At 38.7% G+C, this 24,091-nt stretch carries 23 protein-coding genes; 3 read left to right on the forward strand and 20 right to left on the reverse strand.

Annotation, left to right across the window (positions count from 1 at the left end; all coding sequences use genetic code 11):
• Positions 1-78: 78 nt before the first annotated feature.
• From ABN080_RS06310 to ABN080_RS06360, 11 genes are all read right to left on the reverse strand, one after another.
• The gene (locus ABN080_RS06310; protein ID WP_006533335.1) at positions 79-660 is read right to left on the reverse strand and encodes a UbiX family flavin prenyltransferase; all 582 of its coding nucleotides are present in this window, start codon (positions 658-660) and stop codon (positions 79-81) included.
• 119 nt (positions 661-779) lie between these two features.
• The gene (purF, locus tag ABN080_RS06315) at positions 780-2,297 is read right to left on the reverse strand and encodes an amidophosphoribosyltransferase (RefSeq protein WP_072068629.1); all 1,518 of its coding nucleotides are present in this window, start codon (positions 2,295-2,297) and stop codon (positions 780-782) included.
• A 30-nt stretch (positions 2,298-2,327) separates the two neighbouring features.
• A complete protein-coding gene (gene cvpA / locus ABN080_RS06320) occupies positions 2,328-2,819 on the reverse strand; it encodes a colicin V production protein (protein ID WP_023581692.1) in 492 nt (163 codons plus the stop codon).
• 184 nt (positions 2,820-3,003) lie between these two features.
• On the reverse strand, positions 3,004-3,639 hold the full coding sequence (gene dedD, locus ABN080_RS06325; protein WP_349440627.1) for a cell division protein DedD: 636 nt from the start codon (positions 3,637-3,639) through the stop codon (positions 3,004-3,006).
• On the reverse strand, positions 3,629-4,927 hold the full coding sequence (gene folC / locus ABN080_RS06330) for a bifunctional tetrahydrofolate synthase/dihydrofolate synthase (RefSeq protein WP_349440628.1): 1,299 nt from the start codon (positions 4,925-4,927) through the stop codon (positions 3,629-3,631). The genes dedD and folC overlap by 11 nt, the downstream gene beginning before the upstream one ends.
• On the reverse strand, positions 4,920-5,882 hold the full coding sequence (gene accD, locus ABN080_RS06335; protein ID WP_196553772.1) for an acetyl-CoA carboxylase, carboxyltransferase subunit beta: 963 nt from the start codon (positions 5,880-5,882) through the stop codon (positions 4,920-4,922). The genes folC and accD overlap by 8 nt, the downstream gene beginning before the upstream one ends.
• 169 nt (positions 5,883-6,051) lie before the next feature.
• Entirely contained in the window at positions 6,052-6,753 is a 702-nt protein-coding gene (locus tag ABN080_RS06340; RefSeq protein WP_072068633.1) for a DedA family protein, read from the reverse strand.
• A gap of 24 nt (positions 6,754-6,777) precedes the next feature.
• A complete protein-coding gene (truA, locus tag ABN080_RS06345; RefSeq protein WP_115350038.1) occupies positions 6,778-7,662 on the reverse strand; it encodes a tRNA pseudouridine(38-40) synthase TruA in 885 nt (294 codons plus the stop codon).
• The gene (locus ABN080_RS06350; RefSeq protein ID WP_349440629.1) at positions 7,662-8,672 is read right to left on the reverse strand and encodes an aspartate-semialdehyde dehydrogenase; all 1,011 of its coding nucleotides are present in this window, start codon (positions 8,670-8,672) and stop codon (positions 7,662-7,664) included. Before ABN080_RS06350 ends, truA begins: the two co-directional genes overlap by 1 nt.
• Before the next feature lie 45 nt (positions 8,673-8,717).
• Positions 8,718-9,860, reverse strand: coding sequence for a 4-phosphoerythronate dehydrogenase PdxB (pdxB, locus tag ABN080_RS06355; protein ID WP_349440630.1), 1,143 nt, complete (start codon positions 9,858-9,860; stop codon positions 8,718-8,720).
• Between the two features lie 149 nt (positions 9,861-10,009).
• Complete coding sequence (locus tag ABN080_RS06360) at positions 10,010-10,792, reverse strand: AraC family transcriptional regulator (RefSeq protein ID WP_349440631.1); 783 nt, start codon at positions 10,790-10,792, stop codon at positions 10,010-10,012.
• 121 nt (positions 10,793-10,913) lie between these two features.
• On the opposite strand from ABN080_RS06360, the gene ABN080_RS06365 reads away from it, so the two are divergent.
• Positions 10,914-11,834: a DMT family transporter gene (locus ABN080_RS06365; protein WP_072068637.1), complete on the forward strand. Its 921-nt coding sequence runs from the start codon at positions 10,914-10,916 to the stop codon at positions 11,832-11,834.
• Between the two features lie 565 nt (positions 11,835-12,399).
• Here the strand turns inward: ABN080_RS06365 and fabB are convergent.
• Positions 12,400-13,611, reverse strand: a complete 1,212-nt coding sequence (gene fabB, locus ABN080_RS06370) for a beta-ketoacyl-ACP synthase I (RefSeq protein ID WP_072068638.1) — start codon at positions 13,609-13,611, stop codon at positions 12,400-12,402.
• A 205-nt stretch (positions 13,612-13,816) separates the two neighbouring features.
• Between fabB and mnmC the strand changes: the two genes are divergently transcribed.
• A complete protein-coding gene (mnmC, locus tag ABN080_RS06375; RefSeq protein WP_349440632.1) occupies positions 13,817-15,868 on the forward strand; it encodes a bifunctional tRNA (5-methylaminomethyl-2-thiouridine)(34)-methyltransferase MnmC2/FAD-dependent 5-carboxymethylaminomethyl-2-thiouridine(34) oxidoreductase MnmC1 in 2,052 nt (683 codons plus the stop codon).
• A gap of 77 nt (positions 15,869-15,945) precedes the next feature.
• Here the strand turns inward: mnmC and ABN080_RS06380 are convergent, their stop codons facing one another.
• From ABN080_RS06380 to prmB, 7 genes are all read right to left on the reverse strand, one after another.
• Positions 15,946-16,497, reverse strand: coding sequence for a GNAT family N-acetyltransferase (locus tag ABN080_RS06380; RefSeq protein WP_349440633.1), 552 nt, complete (start codon positions 16,495-16,497; stop codon positions 15,946-15,948).
• Positions 16,498-16,607: 110 nt separating this feature from the next.
• Complete coding sequence (locus ABN080_RS06385) at positions 16,608-17,504, reverse strand: hypothetical protein (RefSeq protein WP_349440634.1); 897 nt, start codon at positions 17,502-17,504, stop codon at positions 16,608-16,610.
• A gap of 327 nt (positions 17,505-17,831) precedes the next feature.
• Entirely contained in the window at positions 17,832-18,104 is a 273-nt protein-coding gene (locus ABN080_RS06390; RefSeq protein WP_349440635.1) for a YfcL family protein, read from the reverse strand.
• A 153-nt stretch (positions 18,105-18,257) separates the two neighbouring features.
• A complete protein-coding gene (locus tag ABN080_RS06395) occupies positions 18,258-18,812 on the reverse strand; it encodes an elongation factor P hydroxylase (RefSeq protein WP_072068643.1) in 555 nt (184 codons plus the stop codon).
• 18 nt (positions 18,813-18,830) lie between these two features.
• Positions 18,831-19,631 carry a sulfite exporter TauE/SafE family protein gene (locus ABN080_RS06400; protein ID WP_072068644.1) on the reverse strand — a complete coding sequence of 267 codons (801 nt, stop codon included), beginning with the start codon at positions 19,629-19,631 and terminating at the stop codon, positions 18,831-18,833.
• A gap of 173 nt (positions 19,632-19,804) precedes the next feature.
• Positions 19,805-20,890, reverse strand: a complete 1,086-nt coding sequence (gene aroC, locus ABN080_RS06405; RefSeq protein ID WP_109407278.1) for a chorismate synthase — start codon at positions 20,888-20,890, stop codon at positions 19,805-19,807.
• Between the two features lie 205 nt (positions 20,891-21,095).
• Positions 21,096-22,025: a 50S ribosomal protein L3 N(5)-glutamine methyltransferase gene (gene prmB / locus ABN080_RS06410; protein ID WP_349440636.1), complete on the reverse strand. Its 930-nt coding sequence runs from the start codon at positions 22,023-22,025 to the stop codon at positions 21,096-21,098.
• A 592-nt stretch (positions 22,026-22,617) separates the two neighbouring features.
• Here prmB and smrB point away from each other — a divergent pair.
• On the forward strand, positions 22,618-23,160 hold the full coding sequence (gene smrB / locus ABN080_RS06415) for an endonuclease SmrB (RefSeq protein WP_349440637.1): 543 nt from the start codon (positions 22,618-22,620) through the stop codon (positions 23,158-23,160).
• Between the two features lie 79 nt (positions 23,161-23,239).
• Here smrB and sixA read toward each other — a convergent pair whose 3' ends face one another.
• Positions 23,240-23,713, reverse strand: coding sequence for a phosphohistidine phosphatase SixA (gene sixA, locus ABN080_RS06420; RefSeq protein WP_349440638.1), 474 nt, complete (start codon positions 23,711-23,713; stop codon positions 23,240-23,242).
• Positions 23,714-24,091: the final 378 nt, after the last annotated feature.

The following is a 24,091-nucleotide window of genomic DNA, read 5'->3' on the forward strand; positions in this document are numbered from 1 at the left end:
TATGTGACTAGTGCGAATAAACGCAGTCAACAACGCTACAGCTTGAAGTATGACGAGTAATAAGTATGGCGAATATACTTAGCGAGCTGGCTTATCCCCTTCCCATCTTTGAAATAAATCATCAGGCAAATCAATCTCAAACTGATCGAGTACACGGTTAACCGTTTGATTGACAATATCATCAATGGTTTTAGGCTGAAAATAGAAAGCTGGAACTGGTGGCATAATCACTGCACCTAATTCGGACGCTTGTGTCATTAAGCGCAAATGGCCTAAATGCAAAGGCGTTTCACGTACACATAGCACCAATTTACGCCCTTCTTTCAGCACAACATCTGCAGCACGAGTGACTAAAGTATCGGTATAACTATGAACAATGCCAGATAAACTTTTAATTGAGCAAGGTAAAATTACCATCCCATTGACACGAAACGATCCTGAAGAAATTGACGCACCAATATCGCGATCATCATAAATCACATCTGCTAAAGCATGGATATCTTTTAACGAATAATCAGTTTCTAATGAAATAGTACGGCGAGCAGCTTGGCTAATCACTAAATGGGTTTCAACTGACGGTACAGATTTCAGAATTTCTAATAAACGTATACCGTAAATTGCACCACTGGCACCGGTTAGCCCAACTATCAGCTTTTTCATTATAATCCTCAGAATATATATCAACATAAATCATTATGATGATTAACCCTCAAAAAACAAGCGCCGATGCAGAACACACTAGCATCGACGCTTTATAAGGGCATTATATTACCGAAAAACTAACCTTCGTTATAGATTTCCAAGTTTTCTATTTCATTTTGATCACGAATTTTGTGCTCATCATCACGACGAAGATTTTCTAAATAATCTAGATAATCTTGGTCGATATCTTTCGTTATATAAACACCATCAAATACAGAACATTCAAACTGACTAATATCAGGATTTTCTTCTTGTACGGCGGCAATTAAATCAGAGAGATCTTGGAAGATAAGACCATCAGCACCAATTAATTTACGAATTTCATCCACTTCACGTCCATGGGCTATAAGCTCATTAGCATTTGGCATATCAATACCATACACATTAGGGAAGCGAACTTCTGGTGCTGCTGAAGCAAAATAGACTTTCTTCGCTCCCGCTTCTCTTGCTAACTCGACGATTTGCTCTGACGTTGTGCCACGAACAATAGAGTCATCAATCAATAAAACATTTTTATCACGAAACTCTGCACGATTTGCATTCAATTTACGTCTTACTGACTTACGACGTTCTTGTTGGCCGGGCATAATAAAAGTACGCCCCACATAGCGATTTTTTACAAAGCCTTGGCGATACGGCTTATTAAGAATATGAGCAATCTCTAATGCGATATCACAAGAAGTCTCAGGAATAGGAATGACGACATCAATCTGTAAATCTTCCCACTCTTTCGCAATTTTAGCGCCTAATTTTTGCCCCATACGCAAACGCGCGTTGTAAACAGAAATTTTATCAATAAAGGAATCTGGGCGAGCAAAATAAACATACTCAAATAGACAAGGCATTAATTGCGGATTTTCAGCACATTGGCGGGTAAAGAGTTGTCCTTGTTCTGTGATATAAACCGCTTCACCAGGTGCAACATCACGCAAGAACTCAAAACCTAAAGTATCTAATGCAACGCTTTCAGATGCGACCATATATTCATGGCGACCATCTTCTAATGTACGTTTACCGAGCACTAAAGGACGAATACCAAAGGGATCACGGAAAGCTAATAAACCATGACCGATAATCAACGCAACGCAAGCATAAGCACCACGTAACTTTTTATGCATTGCGGCGACTGCAGCAAAAATATTATCAGGCTCTAGAGGGAAATGGTCAAAACGGTCTAATTCATATGCCAATACATTAAGCAAGATTTCAGAATCAGAAGTGGTATTGATATGGCGACGCGCTGTTTCAAATAATTGGCGACGTAATAAATGCGCATTGGTTAAATTACCATTATGTGCCAACGTAATACCAAAAGGTGAATTCACATAAAAAGGCTGCGCTTCTGATGCACTAGAACTACCCGCTGTTGGATAACGAACATGCCCTATCCCGATAGTACCTTTTAAACGCAACATATGACGGGTTTCAAACACATCTTTAACCAGTCCGTTAGCTTTGCGAAGACGGAAACCATTGTTACCGTCTATTGTTGCAATGCCAGCTGCATCTTGACCTCGGTGTTGTAACACCGTTAACGCATCATAAATTGATTGGTTTACTGGATTCGCTCCAGCGATACCGACAATACCGCACATGAATAGATCCTCATCAGCCAGACGGAGAGGTTATATTCTCTCCGACACGAAACTTGACGCATTTTGCAGGTAGTCAAAGAACCACCTAATAATATGGTTGAATTGAGGAATAAGTTCAGAACGTTGCCAATCAGCGCTATCTGCCATAGGCGTAAATGCCCCTAAAACAAACAATAATGCTGACACGATCAGCACGCCTCTTAATGCCCCGAAACAGACCCCCAAAACTCGATCTGTACCTGATAACCCTGTGCGTTGAACAAGAGAGCTAATCACATAGTTCACAACAGCACCAACAATCAGTGTCGCAATAAACAAGGTGACTATTGCAATCCCGTTACGAACCAGCTCATCTTCAAACCGGGTAAAATAGACGGCAAGATAAGGATAAAACTGACTAGCAACAAAGAAACCACAACCCCAGGTGATGAGTGACAATGCTTCACGAACAAAGCCACGGATCAGGCTGACTAATGCGGAAAAACCAATAATGGCAATGATGGCGTAATCTATCCAGACCATAAATTCTTTATCCAATAATGATGCTCCGCATTAATACGGAAGCATTCTAACAGAAAACGAAAACGTTTGCGTAATGCTAATTTTCGCTAATTTCAAAATAATTTACGGCGATATGAAAAATCATAATCGCCGCAATAAGTTAACGCTTTGTTACATCACTCATCTGATGACTCGTTTAGAAAAATTAAGGCTTATATGCCCTTACCTCACCTTGTAAGCCTGTAAGCTCTTTTAAATGGGGCAAAATAGCCTGTAACTCTGACTTAGATGCACTTGGCCCGATGTAAATTCGAGTCATTTGACCAGCAACAGGACGCGCAGGTACGGTATATACCGGGTAACCTGAGAAATGCATTTTCGCAATAATTTCTTCTACCTTCGCCGCATTTTTCAATGCACCTAATTGAACAACCCAAGCTTCGCCTTTTGGTGGTTTAGTTTCTTGCACTGGTGGTGCGGGTGGTTGTACAGGTGGTGCAGGTGTTGGTTGTACAGGTGGTATTGGTTGTACTGGTGGCGTAACAGGAACAACGGTTGGCGGTTGTGGTGTTGTTGCCGTAGATTGTTCAACACCAGTGACTGCTTCAGAAAGCATTGCTTCAGAAGCACCTTCTGATGGTGTTGAAGGCGTTGTTGTTTGCTCTATTGGTGCGATAGATTCAATTTCTTGTTCATCGCCCGGCTTTGGTACTAAAGGAATAGCGGCAAATTGGTCTTCGTTATATTTCTTATCGCCGTCAAGCAACGCAGGTAAAAAAATAACCCCTACAGCCACTAATACCACGGCTCCGACTAAGCGATTTTGAAATTTACTCGCCACCCACACTCTCCTTTTCTAATAGTTCCATCACATGTGCGACTGTATGAAATGAGCCACAAACCACAACGATATCATTAGGATTAGCATCGGACATAGCTTGTTTCCATGCTGTTTCTACACTCTCAAATACCGATGGGTTTTCAAGATGTTGAGCAAGCACATCCGCTGAAGCGCCACGAAATTCATTAAGTGGAGCTACATACCAACTATCCGTCAATGGCATTAAGCACGCTAATGTTCCTGCAATATCTTTATCGCCCAGCATACCAACAACAATACGCACTTTGGTATCAGACTTACGCGGTAATTGTGATAATTTTTCAGCTAAATATCCTGCCGCATGGGGATTATGAGCCACATCAAAGATAACCAGAGGATGTTGTGAAATTACCTGAAAACGCCCCGGTAATTGTGCACGAGACATGCCTTCAATAATACTTTGATGTGTGATTGCTTGACTAACGTTATCATCAGATTTGAGCAAGCAACGAATAACACCCATCGCGGTCGCCGCATTAGCTAACGGAATATTAGGGATTGGCAACGTATCAAATTCACAATCAGCACAATGCCAATGCCAATGACTGCCATCGATAGCAAAAGACCAATCAGCACCTCGGCAAAAGAGCGTAGCGTGTTTTTCATCAGCCACTTGAGCAATGGATTGTGGCATATCAGGCTCACCGACTACCGCATAATGATTAGCGCGAAAAATACCCGCTTTTTCGTGACCAATATGCTCTCTATCTGCACCTAACCAATCTGTATGATCAAGTGCGATACTGGTGATCGCGGCAATATCAGCATCAACGATATTCGTGGCATCTAATCGCCCCCCTAATCCCACTTCAAGGATCACAACATCAAGCTGTGCTTGCTGAAATAATTTCAGTGCTGCAAGTGTGCCATATTCAAAAAAAGTGAGCGATATATCACCTCTAGCTTGTTCAATCTCAGCAAATACTTCACAAAAAGCACCTTCAGAAAGTTCTTTGCCTTGAATACGTACACGTTCTGTGTAGCGAACAAGATGAGGAGAGCTATAGACGCCGACTTTCAATCCTGATGCCATCAAGATTGACTCTAGCATATGACAGGTTGTGCCTTTTCCATTTGTACCAGAAACAGTAATGACTTTAGGTGCAGGACGTAACACATTTAATATTTTTCCTACCTCGCCTACACGTTCTAACCCCATATCAATGGCGCTTGAATGTAAGTGTTCAAGATAAGAAAGCCACACCGACAGAGGCGATGTGGCTTTAGGAGCAGTTATGATATTAGACATCTTCTTTTTTATTCGTTTCGATGTTAATTTCTGGCTCGTTATCAGCAGATTCGATTTCATCAGCAATCATTTCTTCGCCAATAATTTCATCTTCATCTTCGACTAAATCATATTGAGTCAGCTTAGCCAGTAATTCAGCCAGCTCATCACGCATTTCTGGACGACGAACAATCATATCAATCGCCCCTTTTTCTAACAGAAACTCACTACGTTGGAAACCTGCTGGTAGTTTCTCACGTACAGTTTGCTCAATAACGCGAGGGCCTGCAAAACCAATCAGTGCTTTAGGCTCCGCAACATTAATATCACCTAACATAGCTAAACTTGCAGAAACACCGCCCATTGTAGGATCAGTCATCACTGAGATATAAGGCAAACCACGTTCTTGCATTTTTGCTAATGCGGCACTGGTTTTTGCCATTTGCATTAATGACATCAGCGCTTCTTGCATACGCGCACCACCACTTGCAGAGAAGCAAACCAGAGGGCAATTATCTTCTAGTGCTTGTTCAACTGCTCGAACAAAACGCGCGCCGACAACAGATGCCATTGAACCGCCCATAAACGCAAATTCAAAAGAAGCAGCAACAACTGGCATCTTTTTCAGAGTGCCTTTCATGACGATTAATGCATCTTTTTCTTGGGTTTGCTTTTGAGCAGCGCTAATTCTGTCTTTATATTTTTTGGAGTCGCGGAATTTCAGAATATCTTTAGGTTCTAATTCACTACCTAATTCTGTGGTACTTCCTGTATCAAGGAAAGTCTCAAGGCGACGGCGCGCTGAAATGCGCATATGGTGATCACATTTAGGGCAAACCTCTAAATTACGCTCTAATTCTGCGCGATAGAGTACCTGTCCACAGCTATCACATTTAGTCCAAACCCCTTCTGGGATATTGGCTTTACGTGAACTTGTGATAGTGCTTTTATTTAGAATTTTTTCAATCCAGCTCATTAACGGACCTTTTCGTCTGAATCTGACCTTCGCCAGTAATATTATTGTGAGCGTATCAACCACAATGCACTGGCTGTGTGGTTAGCAAAGTTTATGATGATACCGCTTACTGAATTTCAGCGCATCTCTTTATTATGGCTATTCTACGGCAAAAACTAATGATAACTGCTCAAACCTCTTTGCTATCATTTTCTTTCTTCGCTTTTGCGCTCGCTCTGCGATGGCGTATGATCTCAATGACGCCCGGTAAAATAGAAATAACAATAATGGCAACAATTAGCAATTTTAAGTTCTTTTGAACTATATCTAAGTCACCAAAAAAGTATCCCGCATAAGTAAATAGCAGTACCCATGCAATTGCCCCAGTAACATTATAAAAGGCAAAATGACGATATGACATTTTTCCCATTCCTGCAACGAATGGCGCAAAAGTTCGGATAATCGGCACGAATCTTGCCAAAATAATCGCTTTACCACCATGTTTTTCATAAAAAGCATGGGTTTTATCCAGATATTCACGACGGAAAATACGTGAATTAGGCTTACTAAATAGCTTTTCGCCAAAAAGTCGCCCTATAGAATAATTCACTGCATCACCTAAAATCGCGGCACAAAGCAACAGTAAAACAATAATATGGACATTCACATCATTGGTATCTAAAGAAGCTAAAGCACCAGCAACAAACAACAATGAATCACCAGGTAAAAATGGTGTTACCACCAGCCCCGTTTCACAAAAAACGATCAGAAACAAAATGGCGTAGACCCATGTACCATATTGCGCGACAAGCTCTGCTAAATGCGCATCAATATGCAAAATAAAATCAATTAGAAATTTTATCAAATCAACAAATTGCGTTAATATTTCCATAAATCCTCAGAAAACTGGGTGTTTTTATGATTGAGATATCTCAATAGGGTTATCCGCTAAAAATAGTGGGCCCATTGCAGGTTTTGGTAATTCAAAATGCTCAGGATAATCCACTGCCACTAAATACAAGCCATTTGCTTTAGCTGTTGCTGCGGCTTTGGTTCTGTCTTTTAGAGCTAATAATTCAGCCATCCAAGTAATATCCTGATTGCCACACCCTATTTCTAAAAGGCTACCGACAATATTTCGCACCATATGGTGTACAAAAGCATTCGCTTTAATATCCACCACAACATAATCACCATATCGAGAAACGTTAACATGCATAACGTTACGCCATGGCGTTCGTGATTGACATTGAACTGCTCTAAAAGAGGTAAAATCATTTTCACCCAGTAAACATTGTGCGGCCTGATGCATACGCCCAGCATCTAAAGGGTAATGAAAATGTGTCACACCAGATGATAATATAGCGGGACGGTAGCGATGATTAAAAATCACATAACGATAACGTCTTGCCGTTGCACTAAAACGTGCATGGAAATCATCAGAAACCGTTTTTACCCAACGCACAGCGATATCCGCAGGTAAATGGGTATTAACACCCATAGTCCATGCGGGATCTTTACGGTGTGCGGTTGTTTCAAAGTGGACAACTTGCCCCGTAGCATGAACTCCAGCATCTGTTCTTCCGGCACAAAAAACTGATATAGGCTCATTAGCCACTTGTGAAAGTGCTTTTTCTAACCGTTCTTGTACACTGCGCACTTCATTTTGACGTTGCCAGCCATAATAACGGCTACCATCATACTCAATGCCTAACGCAATTTTGATTGTTGTGCTTTCAGAAATAACCGTTGACTCAGTCAAGGGTTGTTCTGTTACTTCAGCACTCACTGGCGCATTCATTAGTAAAACTGCTCCTGCATTAATTGCTCTGCTACTTCAACAGCCATTAATGCTCCACCAAAGCGCACATTATCTGCTACTGACCAAAATTGTAAGGCTTCTGGCATACCATAATCATTGCGGAAGCAACCTAAATTTAGGCTCACATTCCCCGAAGCATCGGTCACTTGTGTTGGAAAATCATTTTCATCACTGATACTCAAATCTTCATTTTCTTGCAATGTTTCACGCGCTTCATCGCTACCCATTGGGCGTGATGTTTCTAATTGCACTGATTGCGCATTACCATAGAAAACTGGAGCCTGTAATGTTGTGACTGAAATTGGAAGGCCTTCGTCTTGTAAGATTTTACGAATTTGGTCAACCATGCGACGTTCTTCTTCTACGGAGCCTTCGTCATCAACCATAAGAGGTAGAATATTAAAAGCCAGTTGCTTATTAAAGCGACCTAATTCAGGTGGAACTCCATTAAGTAAACGTGCACTTTGTCCAGCAAGTTCATCAACCGCTTGTTTTCCCAAACGGGAGACAGACATTAAATTGGTCACGCTAAGACGTGATAAACCAGCGACTTCTGTTAATGGATTAATCGCACGTAACAATTGGCTTACCATGCTGTCAGCAATAGAAACGATATTACGGGTGCGATATTCTGCAAGCATTGAGCTATTCACACCTGGGACAATCAGTGGTACATCCCAATCCATGGCAAATACACCACTACAATCAATGACGATACAGCCTGAGTCCGCAGCTTGCTGTGCATATTGCGCACTAATTTCTGTCGAGGCAGCAAAGAAAGCTAATTGAATATCTGCCCATTCAATATTGTGAATACCTTGAACTGCAACACTTTTACTGTTTACACGCACAGATTTTCCAATGCTGTCTTCACTGGCAATTGCCGTCAGTTCACCAATGGGAAATTCACGCTCTTGCAACAGCTCTAAAATAGCTTCACCAACAGCACCTGTTGCACCAACAACAGCAATATTCCAACCTTCTCCCATAAGATATCCTCCAATACCATAAAATTTTTAAAATAATGTTGTGCTTTATTTGTGTGCAGCACTTTTATATGTAGCACTAAAGCCAATTGCATTTAATGTGTTAGCCGTGGTTTGATTATCACAAATTACATGCAGTGAAGACCACTCACGACGCACAGGATAAAATTTGCGTAATTTATCAAACTCGCCTTTTATTCCTGCCACTTTTCGTAACGGGGCATCATCACGACGCACATCATAAACAAGATGAATAAGTTGTTTTAAAAGTGTTTGTGTTAACTCACCTTGTACTGAAATGGTAGAAATAGTAGGGGCAGGTAATAGTGTTGATAACTCAACTTTTTGAGGTCGCCCAATAAAATTACAATAAGCTTCAAAAACTTGAGTTGTACCGCGCGCCTTACCTTCTAAGGTATAACCTGCAATATGTGGTGTTGCGATATCAACTTTATTTAATAACGCAATAGAGAGATCTGGCTCCGGCTCCCAAACATCCAATACAACACGTAAGGATTTTCCTTTCTCAAGTACAGACAATAATGCTTGATTATCAACAACCTCACCACGGCTCGCATTAATTAAAATGTGTCCTTCAGGTAATTTTTCGAGGTTGCTCTCATTAATTAAATGATAACTTTTATATGGACCTGATTTATTGAGGGGTGTATGGAAAGTCAGAATGTCCGCTTTTTCTAATAGCGTTTCCAATGAATGAAATTCTTCATTATCACCGTTATCTGCTCTAGGTGGATCGCAAAGCAATACATTTACACCCAATGCGCGTAAACGTGTAGCTAACCGCCCACCTACATTACCCACACCCACAATACCAACAACTTTATCAGTTAATTGAAAACCATCTTGCTCTGCGAGTATCATCAGTGCAGAAAATACATATTCTACAACAGCAATAGCATTACAACCTGGTGCTGATGAAAAGCCAATTTGTTGTTGTTCTAACCATGCAATATCCACATGATCAAAACCGGCCGTTGCCGTTCCAACAAATCTCACTGGCTTGCCTGATAATAAGGATTCATTGACTTTAGTAATCGATCTCACCATTAAGGCATCAGAATCATTAAGTTCATCAATAGGTAAAGGACGACCAGAAACCGCTTTTACCTCACCTAATTGGCGGAAAAGCTGTTCCGCATAAGGCATGTTTTCATCAACCAGAATTTTCACTGTGTTATCTCACTGATTTGGTATTTATGTGTGTAAACAATCAATCGAAAAATAAATTTAAGCGGTCTATTTTGCCACTTATTAACAACAAAGCCTATTATTGACAGTAAAATCTGTCTAGATTTTAAGTAAATATATGAAAAGAAGACTTAACAATTGGGTAATCGGCGAAAACGTTCTGGCGTTGTGCCAGCAAATTGTTGAAACATTGCAATAAATGAAGACGAAGAGCTATATCCCACATCAAATGCAATTTCATTCACACTTTTTCCTTGTTCTAATAAAGAAATTGCATGTAAAAAACGTAAGCGCTTACGCCATTCACTAAAAGACATGCCAAGCTCTTGTTGGCAACGACGAGAGAGTGTTCTCTCTGAGGTATAACGTTTTTTAGCCCATTCTTCTAACGAAGTATTATCAGCTGGATTTTGCTCTAATGCAGAAAGTATTGGAGCAAGTAATTTATCTTTAGACGAAGGTAAGTAAGTATGATGGATCGGCGAAGCTTTAAGTTGATCTATTAACACTTGTGCTAAGCGAAAATCTTCTTCTGTTTGTGGTTTACAGACACCACGATGAAAAAAATCAGAAAATATAGTTGAAAAAATAGCACTTAATTGAATTAAACACGGTTTATCTAACAAACCTTCACACCAATTTGGTGCAATATCTAGCACCTTAAAAGAGAGTGTCTTTTTGTTATAACTGGCATGCCCTACATTTTTAGGTATCCACACACTAAATTCAGGAGGTGCTAAAAATCGCTGTCCTCCAGCTTCTAAATCCATGACACCTGAAATCACATAAAGCAACTGACCAAAGTCATGTTGATGATAAATAAACTCGGTTTCAGCTAATAGTTGCTCATCACGAAATCGTACTGTATCTGGATCAGACAATAACCATTGCATTTTTTGTTGTTCAATTGTCATCTTTATGTTGTTCTCTTGTCATGTTGTCTTTATTGGCCTATCTGTTGTCTGGTTTTCATTATATATATCTAATCAGACAGGCTTACAATAGCGACCTGGTTTAAAAATAGATGTGAGAACAATGAAAAACGCAATTTTTCCGCTTTTAGCGGTTTTGATCTGGTCCATTAATGCCGTCGTCAATAAAGCAGCTGCGTCTGTTATCGATCCTGCGGCTATCTCTTTTTATCGTTGGTTTCTCGCCTTTTTAATTATGACGCCTTTTTTGATCATGCCTGTTTGGCACCATCGTAAAACCGTCAAACAATATTGGTGGAAATTATTTATCCTTGGTGCATTAGGAATGGTGATGTACCAGAGTTTGGCTTATTATGCTGCACATTATGTTAGCGCCACCTTTATGGGTATCTTGAACTCACTGATCCCATTACTAACTGTAATTATCAGTATTTTTGTTTTACGCGTTGTGCCTACTATTGGAATAGTGCTTGGTACTGTGCTTTCAATTAGTGGTTTAGTCTGGCTAATTAGTCGTGGAGAACCTTCTCAGTTACTTTCTCAAGGATTGGGATATGGCGAGCTAATGATGTTTATTGCTTCGGCATCTTACGCGCTTTATGGCGTTTTAACAAAACGGTGGTCTATCGCACTACCTAATTGGCAATCACTTTATGTTCAAATTGGGTTTGGTGTTCTGTTATTATTACCAAACTTCTTTCTTGCCGAAAGCGTGGCATTAACGAAAGACAATATTGGATTAGTGATTTTCGCGGGTATTGGCGCTTCTATTCTTGCACCTTACCTGTGGATCTTAGGTGTGATGAAATTAGGTGCGAATACAACCTCTATTTTTATGAACCTAATGCCATTATTTACAGCAATGATTGCGATCGCACTTCTTGGTGAAGAAATGCATAGTTATCATTTAGTGGGTGGTGGTATTGTGTTATTAGGTGTGCTCTTAGTGCAACAACTTAGAACACCACTAAATTTCCGACGTCAGTCTGCGACGAAAAAAGCAGATTGTCATCAGGAGATGTGAGTCAATGTCAAAAAGACAACAATAAAAAAATGCCGGCTAAATTCTTAGCCGGTCACATTCATGATGTTAGATTTAATAAATAAAACTGACATTAAGAAATCAAAGTATAAAATATAAAGTAATACAAGTATCCGAGGCAAACATTACCAACTTTTATATTAAATAGCTTCTACTTATTTGTAATAAAATAATCCAGATCAATTTTTTACAGCTCTTTTTGTCCTATTAGTCCTTTCTATTAACCTAACTCCATATAAAACAAAACATTTAATAATTTTAGTTACAATTAAATTAAACGATTGAAATAAAACACGATTAATTTTATTTAATCATTAAAAACAACAGTTTACAAAAAAACCGTCTATTTTATTAGAATAATAAAATAAGTAACTATTAGGACGGGTATTTTTAAAGATTATTTATATAATCTTTTTTAAAGAGTTCTTATTCGAAAAACATCTTTATTAGAATAATAATTTATTTTACCTTGTGAATTTAAAATAAAAAGGCAGACTCCATTAAAATGATGCCTGCCTTTTTTAACAAGAAATATAAGTATAACTAACTAGTTTTTATATTTACTCATTACTAATGAAGCATTAGTACCACCAAAACCAAAGCTATTTGACATTACAGTGTTCAACTTTTGTTCTGTTGGCTGAGTAATGATATTCATACCCAGTGCTTTATCATCTAATTCTTCAATATTAATGCTTGGCGCAATAAAATCATGTTCTAACATCAACAAGCTATAAATTGCCTCATGTACACCAGCCGCACCTAATGAGTGGCCGGTCATCGCTTTAGTGGCTGAAATAGCTGGTGTATGTGTGCCAAATACTTCAGTGATAGCTTCCAGTTCTTTTAAATCACCTACTGGCGTTGAAGTGCCATGTGTATTGATATAATCAACTTTCTCAACATCTTGCATTGCCATTTGCATACAACGCACAGCACCTTCACCAGAAGGAGCAACCATATCTGCACCATCGGAAGTCGCGCCATAGCCTACAACTTCAGCATAAATATGTGCCCCACGCGCTAATGCGTGCTCTAACTCTTCAACAACCACAATACCGCCACCACCAGCGATAACAAAACCATCACGGTTTTTATCGTAAGTACGGGAAGCTTTACTTGGTGTTTCGTTATATTTCGTTGAAAGTGCACCCATTGCGTCAAATTCGCAGGTCATTTCCCAACTTAATTCTTCACCACCACCAGCAAATACAACGTCTTGTTTGCCTAATTGGATAAGTTCAACGGCATGGCCAATACAGTGTGCTGATGTTGAACAAGCAGAACTGATTGAATAGTTAACGCCTTTAATTTTAAAAGGTGTTGCTAAACACGCTGAAACACCTGATGCCATTGCACGAGTCACCATATAAGGACCTACGCCACGTAGACCTTTTGCTCTCATGCCATCAGAACCTTGAACCTGATTACGTGGAGAACCACCACCAGACCCTACGACTAAACCTGAACGAATATTAGAAACTTGGTCTTCACTCAGACCTGAATCTGCTATTGCTTCTTGCATAGATAAATAGGCATAAACCGATGCGTCGCTCATAAAACGGCGGATTTTACGGTCAATAAGACCTTCAGTATCAAGCTTAACGTTGCCCCAAATGTGGCTACGAAGCCCCATCTCTTTAAATTCTTCTGAGAAAGTTATCCCGGAACGGCCTTCCTTTAAAGAATCCAGCACTTCTTTCTGGTTATTACCAATGCTCGAAACAATACCCAGACCCGTGATCACTGCGCGCTTCATTCATACCTCTTTACAATAATAGTTGTAGCTGCGGGATTTCTGAGTAGCACTCTAGCGTACAGTTGTACGCTGAACAAGTCCGATCAGGATCTTTTTTACAAAAATGCAGATAAGCTGATAAAACACTTTCCTCTTAAAGGCTGGTGCAACCTAGCTAACAGCGCTAAGATATTAGACAATATCTTAGAGAAATACAGGCAGTTCCGTGAATAATAGCCCGATAAATACCGCATCTTTAAGTTGGAATGAACTTGGTACGCCTATCTCAGAACAATTTGGCGATATTTACTTTTCAAACCAAGATGGCCTAGAGGAAACACGACACGTATTCTTACAGGGAAATCATTTTCCATTACGTTTTGGTACACATGTACGCTCTGAATGTGTTATTGCAGAAACAGGGTTTGGCACTGGGCTGAATTTTTTAACACTGTGGCAAGCATTTGAGCAATTTAGGCAAGCATCACCCAACGCATGTTTAAAGCGCCTTCACTATGTTAGCTTTGAAAAGTTCCCTCTCAAAAAAAATGATTTACAATCCGCACATTACCATTGGCCTGAACTTGAAAAATATTCAAAAGCACTTTGTTCTCAGTGGCCATTACCCATTGCTGGTTGCCACCGTATTATTCTCGCAGATGGAGCAATTACACTAGATTTATGGTTTGGTGATATCAACACATTGTTACCACAAACTCGCCAAGCACTACACAATAAAGTAGATGCATGGTTTCTCGATGGCTTTGCCCCTTCTAAAAATCCACAAATGTGGAGTGAAACACTCTTTCAATCCATGGCTGATTCAATGAGAGAAAATGGTACATTTTCGACATTTACTGCAGCGGGTATTGTCAAGCGAGGCTTGCAAAGTGTTGGGTTTGAGATAAAAAAAATCAAAGGGTTTGGGCAAAAAAGAGAGATGCTAACAGGTGTATTCCCTCATCCTCCCTCTCCCGAACATCTACCTTATTATGCACGACCTCATGCAACACAAGCACAAGATATCGCTATTATAGGCGGTGGTATTGCTAGCACCTTTATCGCGCTTTCTTGCTTAAGAAGAGGTGCTAAAGTCACCTTATATTGTGAAGATAAACAGCCCGCAACAAATGCATCAGGTAATCGACAAGGTGTTTTATATCCTTTGTTAAATGGTAAGTCAGACGAAATAGAGCAATTTTTTACAACCGCATTCTTATTTGCTCGACGTACCTATGACAATCTAAGCCAAGCTGGCATTATGTTTTCTCACCAATGGTCTGGTGTTGCTCAACTTATTTATAATGATAAAGTGCGAAAAAAAGCAGAGCGAATAATTAATCATTCTGCTTTTTTTCACGAAATAGCTTGTTACCTTTCTCAAGATGAAATAAATGCCCAGTGCGGATTAGATATGAATTACGAAGGGCTTTTTTATCCGCAATCTGGCTGGCTCTCTCCCACTGAATTAACGACTCAAACACTAAAACATGCTCAACAACTGGGTTTAATACTGCATTTTAATCATCAAGTTACGCAGATAATGCGACACGGTTCATCTTGGTGCTTAGATATCGTTCATCATAGCGATGATCATGTGACACAAATTCAATCACAACATGATTGCGTGATTTTGGCAAATGGACATCGAATTACCGACTTTACTCAAAGTGCAAAATTACCTGTTAGTGCGGTCAGAGGCCAAGTTAGTCATATTCCAACAACAAAGACACTATCAAAATTAAAAACAGTGCTTTGTTATGATGGCTATTTTACGCCTGTTGATAATCAAGATAACTTACATTGTGTTGGTGCGAGCTTTCGCCGAGATAGGTTAGACTTTACGATTTCCAGTGAGGAGCAAGAAGACAATCAATATCATCTTACGCACTGCCTAGCTAAAACTCCTTGGTGCTTTGATGTCGATTTTAGCCAAAACAATGCGCGAGTGGGTATTCGTTGTACAATACGCGATCATCTACCGCTATTAGGTGAAGTACCTGACTTTGAAAACCTGCTATTAGCATACACTCATTTAGATAGGTTTAAGCGTAGAAGACAAACGCCCGTTTTAGCACCCGCTTATCATCAGCTTTATATCATCAGTGCATTAGGCTCTCGTGGATTATGTTCAGCACCATTATCAGCTGAAATTCTCGCAAGCCAAATTTTTGATGAACCATTCCCAGTTGAAGATAGCGTGTTGAATGCCTTACACCCTAATCGTTTTTGGGTAAGACCTTTACTACGCGGAAAAGCGATTGAAGTTAAAAAGTAGTATATCCAATTAGCGTATAAGCAACCACTTTAGGTTGCTTAGCTTATTTTTTAACGGTTTATTTTTAATGTTACAACCTAATAAATCTTACACCTCATTGCACAGCGAGTTTCCTTCACAAAGCCCCCTATTTCGACTTCATCGTCTAAGATTTTTTGCAAAGAATGTGGAACTTCGTTTTCTGGCAAAATAGAAAAACCTAAGCGTTGATAATACGGAGCATTCCAAGGAATATGACGAAACGTTGTCAACGTAACGGTACTGAATTGGCGCGCCTTTGCTTCGTCTTTGGCTTTTTGAATAAGTAATTTACCAATTCCGTTATTTTGCCAATCTTGACTGACAGAAAGTTCATGAATAAATAAACTATCAGGCAATGTTTGCATCATAATAAATCCCACAGGTTCATTGTCGTGATTTACCGCGACCCAATGTCCATGTTGGTTAATAAATTCTAGATGTGCTTCAATCCCTTGGACATCACTTTCGCTGATCCACTTTAAGTCTTCTAATGTGCTAAAAAGTTGCCCTGCAGATTGCTCAATCATCGGTAATTTAATGGCATCATCAATTTGTGTTTGGCGAAGTGTAATACTATTATTTTTTATTTTATTTTGTTTGATTGTCATATCTATTTCCAGTTCTGTACTTTGATACTTCGATAGTTAAACTTATTAAAAAGCCATCCTATTGGATGGCTTACATTAACACTAAATTGATGACTTCTTTTTCGGCTATTTTAATCTTTCGGTAAAATACCATAAGATTGAAACTGGCCACTCGCCTCAATAAAACGTGTGTAATATTTATTATCTTCTACCGAGTCCTTTACAGCCCTATTAGCATACGCATTAGAGACAGCCAATGTCGCCTTATAAAGTTTATCTTTTAATGTGTTGTGGATCTTCGGATCTTCACTTTCCTGAATTTGATTTAAAAGCAACACAAGCTCTTCTGCTTCAGCTTGAATATCAGGATCAGTAAATTCTGCTATCGGTAGCATGTAATCTAAATTGAGATTCACTGAATCGTTATACTCATCTTCTTGTGTAAATGGATTTAAATCTTTAGCGTACTCAGCAGAAATATATTTAATAAATTCTGGTTTATCAAAACACTTATTTTTTATGCCACCGTCATTATTTTTATTACGTGTACGAATTTCATTAGGAAATGGCTCTCCTAGAGGGTAAGTACATTGAAAGGTATTACCATCAATTAATGTAGCATTTGTGCTACGTACGGGGAGTTCAAACTCATAACCATTAATAATCAGTGGGTAGTCAACTGTTTTAAATTGGTCTGTTTTCCCTTTCACTGCATACACTTCAGAAAGAGTGTAGTACATGAAATTATCAGGGTTTAATATGCCACCATTATTGTTGTCATAAACCATAAAAAGGGCATTATTGCCCGCGCTGTCTTTCAAGTTATGTTCACCAGGCGACAATGTAATATAGCCATTTTTACCAGGTTCAACCTGATATTCTTTACCATCAACACTAAAGCTGATCATATTTTCGCTTGGATTACTGTAATAAAATTTATTTTTTTTATTATCTAAATCAATTTGATCACAAGCAGATAAAAATAAAAAGGCACTCGTAAGTAAGCTTATTTTAAAGAAATTTTTCATCGTATCGTTATCCTTATCATAAATATTCTATGCAAATCATTTGCATCCCGAGAAACATTCCTAAAAAACATTTAAAAGTAATTTTACAGAAATGGCAAGGTGTTACAAAAGATAGCACTATTATGCTTAATCAATGAGAGATACATCGACTTTGAAAAATCAAATAAATACAATTGATAAATAGTAAGAATTAATTTTTGACTAAATACTCACCTTTTTCAACAGCAAATATCTTAAATATGACTTAAGTGTCATTATTTTAATGAGATTTTAAGAAAGAAAAAACAACCGATTGTACCGGTTGTTCTCTTAGGTAGGCATATCAAATTAATTAATTGAATTAACTAACTCATGCCACGTAGATAATACTAATGCTTGATCAGGTGGCGATAGCTCACCTGCTTTTATTGCCTTTTGAATGCTCTCTTCCACACGCGCTCTTAGCGCTTCTAATTGTGTGTTGTTTTCTTGCTCAAGCTCAGCAATAGCCAGTGTTATATGGCCTTGTAAATATCCACCAGCAAATAACTCATCGTCAGTAGCATGTTCAACACGGCTATCAATTCTATCTAACAAGTACGTTTCATACTCAGAAAGCATTATTTATCCTCAATATATAATGTTGCTGCATTCAACATCTGCCCTACATTATCAATGCAGTGAAATATATAATACAGCAACCTTACTACATCAGACTCCACCCTATCGGGTAAAACCTTCACAATGGATAAGCGATGGTTATTCTCGCAATCCTTAATTAACTAAAGGGTTTTCCTGATAAGGAAACATCTCTTCCGTTAGCTCTGGGGTATTGTAAAACAAATGTAACGCATTAATAAATAGCTGAGCACGAGGTGGCGTATTTTTATCTCGTAAATAAGCAAGCACTTGTTCTCTGACCTTGTTTCTAAACTCATAGCGATCAGGCTCAAAGTTACCTTCTAGATTGTCACAACTGACATTAAAAGGATAACCCGCAGCTTGGCAAAATAACCAATCCAATGCTTGAGGTTTAATCTCTACCACCTCAAACTGCCCTTGCGTCGTTTCGTCGCGTCCATCTGGACAATACCAGTAACCATAATCAACTTGTTGACGGCGAGCCGCGCCAGCAATACACCAGTGTGAAATTTCATGTAATGCACTAGCATAAAAGCCATGAGCAAAAATGATTTGGTGATAAGGTGTCTCTTCATTTGCTGGCAAATAAATCGGCTCATCATCCCCTTTGACTAAACGGGTTTGAAAACTTTCGCTAAAACATTGATTAAAGATATCAATTAACTGTTGATAATGATGTGCTGACATTTAAAAAACCATTTATTCCTAATTAAAAAGTGCAGAGAACCAAAGTGCAATAGTATCGCCATGATTGTCATTAATGAGTTTGATACTCATCAAGAAGGAGATAATGACCAACATAGGCCTTATTAATTTTTGCCCTTTCGTTAAAACCAAGCCTGCACCTAAGCGAGCACCAATAAATTGCCCACAAAGCATAACTAAACCAAGAGTCCAAATAACTTGCCCACCAATAATAAAAAATAATAGGGACCCAAAATTAGAGGTGAAATTGAGTAACTTTGCATGAGCAGTCGCTTTTGAGAGATTATACCCAAGTAACATGACATAACCTAAAGCGAAAAAAGAACCTGTACCAGGCCCAAAAATACCATCATAAAAACCCACGCCTCCGCCTAATATTGCGCCAAATGTATAGTAACCAATACGTTGTTTACTATCTTGGGCACCAATTGACGGAGTAAGAAGAAAATAGAGACCAATAGCAATAGTGAGAATAGGAAGCGCTTGTTTAAGAACCTCAGGGTTAATGAATTGCACCAACATAGCGCCAGAAACAGCACCAATAAAGGTCATTAAAATCGCAAATCGTTGGGATTTTAAATCAATAACCCGGCGACGTATAAAATAGAGTGTTGCAGAAAATGAACCACCAACAGATTGCAGTTTATTGGTTGCAAGCGCTTGTACTGGTGAAATACCGACCGAAAGTAAAGCCGGAATAGTAATTAAACCTCCACCACCAGCAATTGAATCTATAAAACCCGCAATTAAAGCGACAAAGAAGAGAAGAAGGTAGATGCCATCTGAAAAGAGCCAATCCATTTATCTATCCGAATTATCAGAAATGAAAGGACGTGTTGCTGCCTCTTTCGTTTATTTATTTTGAAAAGAGTAACAGCAACACGGTCTGAGCATAATAAAATTAGGCGCTCACACCTTTAAAGCTAACATCAAACTTACTACAGCTTATCAACCACGTTATTGATGTAGAATGATTACCATTGCATTAAAGGTGGTACAACATCACCACACTGACCACGCTGGCGCAATGCATGATCGAGTAATACAATCGCCATCATCGCTTCTGCGATTGGAATAGCGCGTATTCCCACACAAGGATCATGACGCCCCTTGGTTATCATATCGACTTCCTCACCATCACGATTAATGGTTTTACCTGCAATCGTGATGCTAGAGGTCGGTTTTAATGCGATATGGGCAACAATTGGCTGACCACTGCTAATTCCACCTAAAATTCCACCAGCATGATTACTGGTAAAACCATTCTTGGTGATTTCATCTCGGTTCTCTGTACCTTTTAAGGTTACAACACCAAAACCATCACCAATTTCAATACCTTTAACGGCATTAATACTCATCAATGCATGTGCTAAATCAGCATCTAATCGATCAAAGACAGGTTCACCAAATCCAGCAGGTACGCCTTGTGCAACAACAGTGACTTTTGCACCAATCGAATTGCCTTCTTTTTTAAGTGCGCGCATATATTCATCAAGTGCATCTAAACGCGAAGGATCAGGACAAAAAAATGGATTACTTTCGACGATAGACCAATCAACAAGATCACACGTAATTGGCCCTAATTGAGAAAGGTAACCCCGAACTTCGATACCCAATTTCTCTTTTAGGTATTTTTTTGCAATTGCACCTGCGGCAACGCGCATTGCTGTCTCACGAGCAGAAGATCGTCCACCGCCACGATAATCACGTAAGCCATATTTTTGTTCATAGGTATAATCCGCATGACCGGGGCGAAAAACATCTTTGATTTCACTGTAATCTTGAGAGCGTTGGTCCGTATTTTCAATCAGTAACCCAATACTTGTTCCCGTTGTCACACCATTAAAAACCCCCGATAAAATACGAACTTGATCGGGCTCGCGACGCTGAGTGGTATAACGTGAAGTGCCTGGTCTGCGTCTATCAAGATCAACCTGTAAGTCTGCTTCTGTTAGAGGGAGTCCAGGAGGTACACCATCAACAATGCAACCTAATGCAACGCCATGAGACTCACCAAAAGTCGTCACTCTGAACAATTGTCCGATACTGTTTCCTGCCATCCCTTTATTCCTATCTTTTACTGTGTGATGTTATCAATATGTTATTTGCAATAAATAACAATCTACCGTCTCATTGCTGTTACATCAACGATTATCAGTAGGACGTGTTGATCTTTTTTGCTTGTTTTTACAACAAGAGAAGCATGTAAAGCAACCTGTTCAACGATGATGGTCATTGATTGATATTAACAATGACCATCAAAGATCAATTCGCCCTAGAAAAACGATCTGAATATTCGACGAGCTGTTCGCGAGTCAGCATAAAGACACCAAGCCCCCCATTATCAAACTCAAGCCATGTAAACGGAACGTCTGGGAATTGTTCGATAAGATGAACCATGCTGTTTCCCACTTCACACACAAGAACACCGTTTTCACTTAAATATTCAGGGGCTTTTAGTAAAATTTGGCGTGTAATATCAAGACCATCAATACCTGATGCCAATGCTAATTCTGGTTCAACTTGGTATTCATCTGGTAAATCGCCCATATCTTCAACATCAACATAAGGCGGATTTGTCACAATAATATCGTAAGGCGTTGGAACAATAGCGTTAAACAAATCAGATTGCATAGGGTAAACACGATGAGCTAGGCCGTGGTTTTCAATATTAAATTCTGCCACTTCCAGAGCATCTACAGAAATATCAACCGCATCCACTTCTGCATCTTCAAATTCATGCGCACATGCAATGGCGATACAACCACTTCCGGTACATAAATCAAGAATACGTGTTGGTTCTTGCTGGATTAAACCATCAAAGTGGTTATTGATTAATTCACCAATAGGAGAACGAGGAATAAGCACACGTTCATCAACATAAAATTCATGACCGCAGAACCAAGCACGATGAGTTAAATAAGGAACAGGGATCTTTTCCTCAATTCTACTTTCAATCAGTGTAATGATTTCCATTTTTTCAGAGGTTGTTAATTTTGTCGATAACAGCGCATCTGGAATATCTAAAGGAAGTGCAATAGTTGGTAATACAAGCTGTAATGCTTCATCCCATGCGTTATCTGTGCCATGACCATAATAAATGTCAGATGAATTAAACTGACTCATAGCCCAACGTAGCATATCTAGGATAGTGCTTAAATCAGCAACTGCTTCCTCTTTTAGTGTTATATCCAAAATGGTTGTCCTCTGAAGAAATAGAAAGTCTGTAGTTTGCCATGAAGATGGTGATAAATCAGCGGGAAACCGTAAAAAAACATAACAACGTTATCAGTACAGCTTATACCAATACACTTATTATGGTTTTATACTTCAGTCATAGAACAAAAAGCAAAATATACGAACCACTTAAAATTAAAATTTAGTGTTTTATACTTTTAATTTAAGTTTCATTAGCAAGAATGCAAAACCAAGCCATACTTAATACATGAAAGAATTAACTGTATACCAATATGCGCCTAAAGATGTTTTTTCATTCAATATGCAGTCACTTGATAACAAATACATAATCTTTGAAGACTTTTTTTTGATATCTTTTTATCGTAGTTTTACTACAACCGTAAGATATATAAAAGTTTATGTTCTACAGATGTTCTGAACAAAGCAACTTGTTAATCACCTCGTATTTGCTAGCTATGTGACTATTTCGGCAGGGTAAATACCCTGCCTTTTTTTATGCCAAATTTATAACCTATACTTTTTTATCTCTGACACTATTTCATGTACTATTACCTTATAAAAACAGTAACACTATGAAGAATCATAAAAAATGAATAAAAAATTTTCACTGCCATCTTCTGAAGTTGAGTTATTTCAGGAAATGATAAAAGGCACAAAGAAATTACCTCAAGATAAAATACTTCACTCGCCAAAACGTAAAAAAGTAACACATTACGCTGTTGAACGTTTGCAACAAGAGCAAGTTGATGCTTCGTATTATTTTTCTGATGAGTTTCAACCTAATTTAGCGACAGAAGGCCCAATGCGCTACTTAAGAGAAGGCGCAAATGCTTATGAATTGAAAAAACTACGTCGTGGCGATTATGTTCCTGAGTTTTTTCTCGATTTACATGGTTTAACACAATTAATTGCCAAACAAGAGATTGGTGCTTTGATTGCAGCCTGTAGACGAGAGCACGTTTACTGTGCCTGTATTATGCATGGACATGGCAAACATATTTTAAAACAACAAACACCACTTTGGTTAGCACAGCATCCAGATGTCATTGCGTTTCATCAAGCGTCAAAAGAATGGGGTGGTGATGCAGCGTTATTAGTATTAGTCGAAAATGATGATATTGCCCGCCGTTGACGTATCAGTTATCCCAATTATTAACCCTTAAATCACCCGAATGGTGAAATAAGGCGTTAATTATTTTTATTGGACTAATTTATTTTAATGTTGAGGGTGAGACTTGCCATACCAATTCCCCAACACCTTTTGACAAATCAAAATCAACACAAGCTATCGTCGATGTTGAAAACATAGGCGCACACACTGCAGGGCACAATTCAGCCACAACATAGCCGACTAAAGGCAAATGAGATATAACCAAAATATTTTGATATCCCGTATCCCCTAGCGCACGTAAATAATGAGCAATATGTGACGGATTACCACCAGGAATAAGCCCTTCATCGGTTTCTACTTTGCTTGGTAGCGCTAAATCTGTTTTTACAGCCTCTAATGTTTGTTGAGCTCGTAAATAAGGGCTAACTAAAACATAATCGATTGTATGTCCTTGCGTTGTCATCCATTCAGCCATTTTTATTGATTCACTTTTTCCACGCTCAGTCAGTGGTCGTAGTGCGTCGCTTGCAGCATCAAGCGCTGCTTCTCCGTGGCGCATAATAAAAATTTGCATAGTAAATTATTAAACCTATTTTATTTTTTGTAATTACTGACATTAACGTTTTTAAGATAGTTAATCTAATCAAGATAAAATTAATATATTCTTATATCAAATCGCCAATGTCCTAATTGCAATTGCATAATTCATCTAGTTAAAATCATGCCATTATTTTACAAATTTAATGTCATTTTCAGGATTTTATTTTAAAAAACTTCATTTTTAAATTTATTTTCAAATAACTATATTGCCATATCAGGCTATCATTAACACTTTCGACCTTTTTTTCCATTAAAAATTCATCAATTATTAATCTGACGCAAAAAGTACAAGAAAAAAGGCGCCTAAGCGCCTCAATCAAAACAAGTATCACAAAAGGAAAATGCAATGGTA

The organism is Proteus sp. fly-1089, assembly GCF_040138965.1.
Lineage (GTDB): Bacteria > Pseudomonadota > Gammaproteobacteria > Enterobacterales > Enterobacteriaceae > Proteus > Proteus vulgaris_B.